The organism is Micromonospora sp. NPDC023814 (assembly GCF_040639595.1).
Lineage (GTDB): Bacteria > Actinomycetota > Actinomycetes > Mycobacteriales > Micromonosporaceae > Micromonospora.
The window spans coordinates 1-7865 of sequence record NZ_JBFAAF010000135.1; the positions used below are offsets into that span (position 1 = coordinate 1).

The 7865-nt window shown below is 69.1% G+C and carries 6 protein-coding genes; 5 read left to right on the plus strand and 1 reads right to left on the minus strand.

Going from position 1 to position 7865, the window contains the following annotated elements; all coding sequences use genetic code 11:
• The first annotated feature begins 647 nt into the window (after positions 1-647).
• From fxlM to AB0G14_RS34035, 5 genes are all read left to right on the plus strand, one after another.
• The gene (fxlM, locus tag AB0G14_RS34015) at positions 648-1889 is read left to right on the plus strand and encodes a methyltransferase, FxLD system (protein ID WP_357704642.1); all 1242 of its coding nucleotides are present in this window, start codon (positions 648-650) and stop codon (positions 1887-1889) included.
• Positions 1890-1901: 12 nt separating this feature from the next.
• Positions 1902-2057, plus strand: coding sequence for an FxLD family lanthipeptide (locus tag AB0G14_RS34020; protein WP_121396803.1), 156 nt, complete (start codon positions 1902-1904; stop codon positions 2055-2057).
• A 68-nt stretch (positions 2058-2125) separates the two neighbouring features.
• Complete coding sequence (locus tag AB0G14_RS34025) at positions 2126-4873, plus strand: lantibiotic dehydratase (protein ID WP_357704645.1); 2748 nt, start codon at positions 2126-2128, stop codon at positions 4871-4873.
• Entirely contained in the window at positions 4870-5940 is a 1071-nt protein-coding gene (locus AB0G14_RS34030) for a lanthionine synthetase C family protein (protein ID WP_357704647.1), read from the plus strand. Before AB0G14_RS34025 ends, AB0G14_RS34030 begins: the two co-directional genes overlap by 4 nt.
• Positions 5941-5953: 13 nt before the next feature.
• Positions 5954-6736 carry a thiopeptide-type bacteriocin biosynthesis protein gene (locus AB0G14_RS34035; RefSeq protein WP_357704649.1) on the plus strand — a complete coding sequence of 261 codons (783 nt, stop codon included), beginning with the start codon at positions 5954-5956 and terminating at the stop codon, positions 6734-6736.
• 79 nt (positions 6737-6815) lie between these two features.
• Here the strand turns inward: AB0G14_RS34035 and AB0G14_RS34040 are convergent, their stop codons facing one another.
• Positions 6816-7295 carry an HIT domain-containing protein gene (locus AB0G14_RS34040; RefSeq protein WP_357704651.1) on the minus strand — a complete coding sequence of 160 codons (480 nt, stop codon included), beginning with the start codon at positions 7293-7295 and terminating at the stop codon, positions 6816-6818.
• Between the last annotated feature and the right edge of the window lie 570 nt (positions 7296-7865).

A 7865-nucleotide genomic window follows, 5' to 3' on the forward strand; every position in this document is an offset into this window, starting at 1 on the left:
ACCGTCTGGATCAACCCACCCGAACCCGCTCTCGATCAACCGCTACCCCAAGCGGCGTAAACACCCACTGGTCCCACCAGCCTTGACAAGTTCCGGTCTGGCCCATAGCGCCTCCTCGGGCTGTTCGCACCACCATGTCGATGAGCAGCATGAATATCGCGCACATAGGGTCACTCAGTGTTCAGCGCGGCGCAACCAAGAACGCCGAGATGCGTAGTCGCGGGAGAAGTTCATCGGTGGCGCACATGCGGACAACCACTTCGTCCGCATGTTTGGCATTCACTCCACCGACTCGACGGGTGAGTGTGGAGACGGGGCGCTGGCTACTCGTCAGGTTCGCCTCTGACTTGGACGAGCGCGGGAGGTTGCAGTGGAGCAGAAGACCGCTCCGCCGCCGTGATCTTGATTCACGCCGGCTGCGCCTCGGCCTTGCCGCCGTAGGCACGGTCATGCGCATGAACATCCGCACGAATCGCATGAGCACCCACGTGCGCCAGCGGGACGGCACCTTCGACAGGCACCACATCGACTTCAGACTTCAACGCGACTTGGCGAGTCCAGCGGCTTGACGCTCTGTTTAGCCCGAGAAGAGCGGAACGACGGGGCCATCCGATCGGGAGGCCCTGATGGGAAGGGAGAACACCCGAATGAGTGTAGACACGGCGAGCGGCGAGGACCTCCATGCAGCAATGGTCGATCAGCTCGTCGCTGATCATGCGGAGAAAGGGCTGATCATGCGGCCTGAGGTGGAGGCGGCGCTACGGTCCGTGCCACGCCATCTCTTCACACCAGATGCCGCGCTGACGGAGGCGTACCGAGCCGACCAGGCCGTGGTGACCAAGCGGATCGGCGACGAGGCGGTCAGCTCGGTGTCGGCGCCGTGGCTCATCGCGGAGATGCTCGGTCAGGCAGCCGCGGCCATCGACGGCGGGCTGCCCGGCCGGCACGTCTTGGAGATCGGTTCCGGCGGATACAACGCCGCGCTGCTGCGCGAGCTGGTCGGCCCGTCGGGCTCGGTCACGACCGTAGACATCGATAGCGAGGTGACCGACCGGGCCACCGCCTGCCTTGCGGCGGCGGGTTACGACGACGTGGCCGTGGTGTGCGCGGACGCCGAGCAACCGGTCAACCCAGGCCGTTCCTATGACTTGATCATCGTCACGGTCGGTGCATGGGACATTTCCCCGGCTTGGACCGCGCAGCTCGCCGAGAACGGAACGCTGGTCGTACCGCTGCGGACGTTCGGGATGACCCGCTCGTGGGCGATGCGCCGGACAGGGGACCGGCTGGTCAGCCACAGCCAGCGGTTGTGCGGGTTCGTGTCGATGCAGGGCGCCGGGGCACATGAGGTGCGGTACGTCGACATCGCTGACGGGGTCCACCTGCGGCTGGACGAGGACCAGCAGGTCAACCGGCACGCCGTCGGTGAGCTGTTGGCGCAGCCACCGGCGCAGGCATGGGCCGCGGTGAGCCTGCCCCCTCGCACCGTCCTGGCTGACCTCGACCTATGGCTGGCGACCCGCATCACCGATGCGGGACAGCAGTTCGTTGTCCTCACGGCTCAGCAGGAAGCCGTCGATGCGGGCGTCGTCGCCCCCGCGTGGCGCTTCGGCACACCGGCGGCCCTCAACAACGGCGCGTTCTGCTACCGCTCGACGCTGCGCTGGAACGACGACGACATGTTCGACCTGGGCGCCTGTGCGCATGGGCCCGATGCCGCAGCGGCCGCCGGTCGGATGGTCGGACACATGCGCGCGTGGCTGGACGCGGGCAGCCCATCGCCGGTGCTGCACGTCCTGCCCGCTGGTACTCCCGACGGCGACCTGCCGGCCGGGACGGTGCTGGACAAGCGGCACAGCCGCTTCGTCCTCACCTTCACCCCCGCATAGAAGGGAACGCACATGAACGAAACCGATGCCTCGGAGTTCGCCCTGGACGTCAGCCTGGTCGACGCCGGCCCCACCGCGGGCGGCTACGCCACCGCCACCGACGACGGGTGCGGCTCCGGCAACACCGGCTCCAACGCCTGCACCACCAGGTGCGACGGCGGCAACTGACCCATCCGTTCCTCTCACGATCGGGCCCGGCGTCGAGCGCGCCGGGCCCGTCGATTCGGTGGTGCAACATGGTTCCCGCAGCTGGTGCGGCGCTGATCAGGATCGCCGCCTACCCGAAGGGCCTCGTGCTGCCTGCCTGGCCCGACTTGGCCCACGGTCATCCGGATCAGTGGCGCGAGTGGCTGGACAAGACGTGGAGGCTTCCCGGGTTCGCTGCGGCTGTCACCTGCGCGGCACCGCAGCTGGCCGACCAGATCCAACGCGCTCTGAGCGGTGAGCCGGTGTCTCAGCAGCGGCTGCGGCGCCTGGTGCAGTCAGCGGTCCGGTATCTGCTGCGCTGGACCACCCGTGCGACCCCGTTTGGCACGTTCGCTGGCGTGGCCCCGGTCCAGTTCGGCGTTCGCGCGGCGGTCCGCCTAGGCGAGGCACATCACGCGGTCTCCCGCCCGGACGGCCAGTTCATCGCCGAGACCACAGCGCAGGCCGAACAGGATCTTGCCACCCTGCGCACCGTCGCGGTGGTGACGAACTCGTTGGGATACCGGCGCGGCGACAGGTGGGTTCTGCCCTGTGCCCACGCCAGCGCCGATCGGCGCTGGGACGTCGAGGTCCGCCTTACCGGCCCGATCCGGGCTGCGATCCAGGCGGCGCGGTCCCCGGTGAGGTTCGCCGAACTCGCCGCGACGATTGCCGGACCCGCCAGCATCGCCGACGCTGAGCGGCTGCTGGCCGAACTGGTCCACAACCGGGTGCTGCTGTCGGCCCTACGCCCACCCATGACAACCACCGGCCCGGCCCCACATGTTGCCCGTCCCTACGCCATTCCGGAGCCGGGTAGCCGGGTCGCCGTTGATCTGCGCGCCGACATCACGGTGACCCTGCCCCCGCCGGTACTGCACGAGGCGGAGCGGGCCGCGTCGACGCTCGTGGCGGTAGCGGCGCCTCAACCGGCCGGATGGACCGAGTACCACAACGCGTTCATCGAGCGGTGGGGCCCAGGAGCGGCTGTTCCCATCCGTGATGTGCTGAACGTGCTGGGGTTCCCGGCTGGCTACCGAGGATCCACTCGCCGCGCCCCAGCGCTATTCACCGCCCGCGACCGGCTACTCGGACAGCTCGCGCAGCAGGCCGCACTCGACGGCTGCGCCGAAGTGGTGCTCGACGACCCGCTGATCGACCGGCTGCGCGGGAATGACGACCGACCGCCGATCCCGCACACCGAACTGCGGTTCACCCTCGCCGCCGACACCCCGCACGATCTGGACCGCGGCGCGTTCACCCTGACGGTACTCAGCGGGTCCCGCCACGCCGGGGTCGCCGGAGCCCGGTTCCTGCATTTGCTCACCCCCGCCGAACTCGCCGGATTTCAGCAGGTCTACCGGCACCTGCCGACCGCCCTGCCCGGCGCGGCCACGGTGCAGCTGTCCGGACCCCCGCTGGACGCCCGTCTCACCGCAGTGGCCCGCGTGCCCGAGCTGCTGCCCGTCCTTCCTCTCGGCGACTTCCACCCGGCACCGCCATGGACGGTCGAGGATCTGGCGGTGACCGGCGACGGCCGCCGGTTGTGGCTGGTATCGCTAGCGACGGGTCAGCCCGTGGAACCGCTGCTGTTCAACAGCGTGCTGTTGCCCATGCTGCAGCAGCCGCTGATGCGGTTCCTGGCCGAGATCTGGACCGCCTGGACGGCACCGTGCAGCCGGTTCGACTGGGGACACGCCACCGACCTGCCGTTCCTACCCCGCCTACGGCGCGGACGCACCGTCGTGCACCCGGCCCGCTGGATCATCGACCACACCGCGCTTCCCGGTAAGGGCACCGCATGGCCCCAGTGGTGCGCCGCCTGGCAGCGACACCGTCACCAGCGGCACATCCCGCAGCAGGTTCTGATTGGCGACGACGACATACGCCTACGCCTTGACCTGGACGACCACGCCCACCTGGCGGTCCTACGCGACTACCTCGACCGGCATCCCCGCACCGTGATCACCGAGGCTCCAGGGCCAGCGGGCTGGATCGACGACCGCCCCGCCGAACTCCTGCTCACCCTCACCCACCCTGCGCCGGCCACCCGAGCAGCCCGACCAGCCCGAACCGCTACCACTGTTCAGCACTGGCCTGGGCGGTCACGGTGGCTGGAGGCACGCCTACACGGTCGGCTCGACGACATCCTGACCGACCTCGCCGGCCGCGCCGCCGACCACCTACCAGCCGGCTGGTGGTTCCTGCGGTATCCCCACCCCGAGCCGCACCTGCGGCTACGCATCCCGCTTCCGGACACCGGCTGCTTCGCCGACACCGCCCGCCACCTCGCCGGCTGGGTGCAGCACCTGCACGATGACGCCGTCGTACACGACTACAGCCTGCACCCGTACCGCCCCGAAACCCGCCACGGCGCCGCAGCGACCCTCGCCGCCGCCGAGCGGGTGTTCGCCGCCGACTCCCGTGCCGCCCTGCACAGACTCACCGGCGACCGACAAGCCACCACCGCCGCCGGGATGATCGCCCTCGCTGACGGCTTCACCGGCGACGGTCCGCGCTGGCTCGCCACCCACGTCGCCCACCGGACCGGTCCCCGCCTCGACCCCGCCCAGCTCGAACATGCCCGGCGCCGGATACACGACGAGCGACTCGCGGCAGCGCTGGCCGCCTACCGGTCATTGGTCGTCGATGACGGACTCGACCCCGACGAGGTGCTGGGCGACCTGCTGCACCTGCACCACGCCCGCATGATCGGCGTCGACCTCGCCTCCGAACGGCACTGCCTGCGGCTGGCCCGAACCATCGCCCGCACCACCCTCACCGGGCGTAAGCCGTGACCGCGGGACAGTCTCTCGCCGACGGCGCGGCCGGCATCGCCCTTCTGCACCTAGAAACCGGCAACTGGCGTGCGGCGTACGAGGCACTACGCCTTGCCACCGCCGGTGGCGTGAGCATCGCCGACGGGGCCAGCCTCTTCTACGGCGCTCCCGCACTCGCATTCGTCCTCGCCACCACCGAACACCCGGGGCTCGCCCAGGCACGAGCGGCCACCGCCGACGGCACCGCCACGGTGACCCGCCGGCGGCTCGCCGCCGCCCACCGCCGCATCGACCGACGCCAGCAGCCGCCCTACGCCGAGTACGACCTCATCCGCGGGCTGACCGGGCTCGGTGTCGTCCTGCGCCGGCTCGGCGATCACGACCTGCTCCGCCAGGTCCTGGACTACCTCGTCCGGCTCACCGAACCGCGAGACGAGTTGCCAGGCTGGTGGTGCTGCAACGGGCCCGAACGCCGCCAGCCACCGCCCCCCGGCGGTCACGCTAACTTCGGCATAGCCCACGGCATCACCGGCCCACTGGCACTGCTCGCCCTCACCCTCCGCGACGGCATCACCGTCGCCGGACACACCACGGCGATCAGCCGCATCAGCCGATGGATGGACACGTGGCAGCAGCACACCGACGGCACGATCTGGTGGCCGCAAACCATCACCCTCACCGACCTACGCCGCGGAACACCGGCCCAACAAACCCCGCTACGGCCGTCCTGGTGCTACGGCACCCCCGGCATCGCCCGCGCCCAGCAACTCGCCGCACACGCCCTGCATGACACCATCCGCCAGCACCTCGCCGAGACCGCATTCACCACCTGCGTCACTGACCCCGGACAACTCCGGCGGCTCACCAACCGAGGCCTGTGCCACGGCACCGCCGGACTGATGGCCACCGCCCGCCGCATTGCTTCCGGCGCCCTCACCTCAATACCTCTGGCTGCCGTAGAAGATTGCCACCGGCAAACCGCCCCCACCACCAACGAGCCCGAAGGGCTTCTCGACGGGAAGGCAGGAGCCGACCTCGTCACCGCCGCCACCACCGCCTGGGACGCCTGTCTCCTCCTCACCTGACGAAAGAGCCGCCGTGGACCACACCCCCTGGCACCAGGTCAACATCACCTTCCCCGGCCAGACCGCCCGGGAGCGCGAGCAACAGGCGGTCACCCACCTCAGCCGAGTGCTTCCCGCCGCCGAGACCGCCGGCCTGATCACCTCCTGGTGGTTCATCCGCAAAGGCGCCTGGCGCATCCGCTACCTTCCCACAAACAGCCCAGACAGCGGAGACGAGGCCCGCCGGCTACTCAGCGAAGGGGTCACCTGGACCGGCGACATCTACGAACCCGAAACCCACGCCTTCGGCGGCGAGGACGCCATGGCCGCCGCCCACATGCTGTTCCACCACGACAGCCGCCACCTCCTCACCTACCTCCACCAGCACCCCACCACCCGGCGCGAACACTCCCTGATCTTGTGCACCGCTCTGATGCGCGTAGCAGGGCTGGACCTCAACGAGCAAGGCGACGTATGGGCACAAGCCGTCGAGCATCGCGCAGCACACCTCAACCAGGCACGCACAACCGATGCGCGGACGTGGGAGAGGTTCACGGGAGACGTTCGGAGCCTGCTGCTCGGCGCACCTCGCACCACCGGCGACTGGCACGCCGCATTCGCGAAGGCCGGCGCGGCCCTGCATCGCCAACGGGAGAGGGGCAAACTCACCCGTGGCCTCCGGGCAGTAATCGCGTTGCACGTGATCTTCCACTGGAACAGGCTCGGCCTACCCGCCACCACCCAAGCCACCCTCGCCCAAGCGGCCCAGGAAGCCATCTTCGGCCTGCCCGACCCGCACCTGCCAGACCCCGGGTAGACGCACCAGGAACGAGTGGAGGAAGGCGCCATGCCCGAGAAGATGAGGCGATCCGCGGTGCTGTTAGCCGGCCGACTGATCACTTACGGACCCGGGCCGAAGCCCGTCTGGCAAGGTGCTGGCCAAGCTTCGCCGTGAGCTGCAAACGTTCGCTCAGGGGCAGCTCGGAGGACTTAGCACTGTTGAAGTCATCGCCCACGTACCGCGGAATGATGTGCCAGTGGAGATGGAAGATGTCTTGAGCGGGAGGTCCCAGGTTGAGGCGCACCGTCGTCCCGCTGGCGCCGAATGCAGCCTTCACCGCCTGCGTCGTTACCTGAAGCGCGGCCAGCATGGGGGCCGCCTTCTCGGGCGGCACGTCGGCGATGCCGCCGAAGTGACCTGCCGGAACGAGAAGCATGTGACCTCTGTTGTTCGGTCGCTGGTGCAGTGCCGGAAAGACAACGAACTCGTTGTTGACGGCAAGACAGACCCCAGGATCGGTATTGCCGCCCGTCACCGAGCAGAACACGCACGACAGATTCAAGATCGCGATCGCCTCTCGGAGCGAAGTTCGCACCATCCTCCCCGATGAGTTGACGTGCGCAGCGGATGGATGCGCGTGTCTTGGTGCCCGAGGGGCAAGTGCGCTGGCCAACCTCGTGGAACAAGCTGCGCACCGTTCGCCTGACCTGCAGTGCGGGCTCACTGCCTACGGCGTCGGGGCCCTCAACCGGCGCCGCCGCGCCGCCCGCCCGCCGCGCGCCGGCGGGCGCCCGGTGCGGACCCGCGGGATCGTGTGGATCAGTGCGAGTGGTCGAGCATCCTCTGGATGGTGTTATGCACCGAGCGGTCTTCCTCCACTCTCAGGTGATTGCCGAGGGTCTGGCGTAGCTGGGGGCTCAGCCGTCTACCCTGGGGTGTGTTCGTGGTCATGAGGATGGCCGCGAGAGTTCGAACACCGGGTACCGGATCTGCGAGTGCTGCGGGCAGGCGATCGCGGCCGTGTTCGCCTTGGGCAGACAGAGCGCGCAAGATCGTTTCCCTCACGGTCTGGTGCGGTTCCGTCGACAGCGCCTGTGTCAGGACGTCGGGGAGCGATGTACTTGGCGTTGGGTACGTGATGAACGTGCACGCGGCAGCACGCCGT

What these genes read in the sequence shown, in the direction of transcription:
- fxlM (WP_357704642.1), top strand. Translation starts at nt 648, where the DNA reads ATGAGTGTAGACACGGCGAGCGGCGAGGACCTCCATGCAGCAATGGTC.
- AB0G14_RS34020 (WP_121396803.1), top strand. Translation starts at nt 1,902, where the DNA reads ATGAACGAAACCGATGCCTCGGAGTTCGCCCTGGACGTCAGCCTGGTC.
- AB0G14_RS34025 (WP_357704645.1), top strand. Translation starts at nt 2,126, where the DNA reads ATGGTTCCCGCAGCTGGTGCGGCGCTGATCAGGATCGCCGCCTACCCG.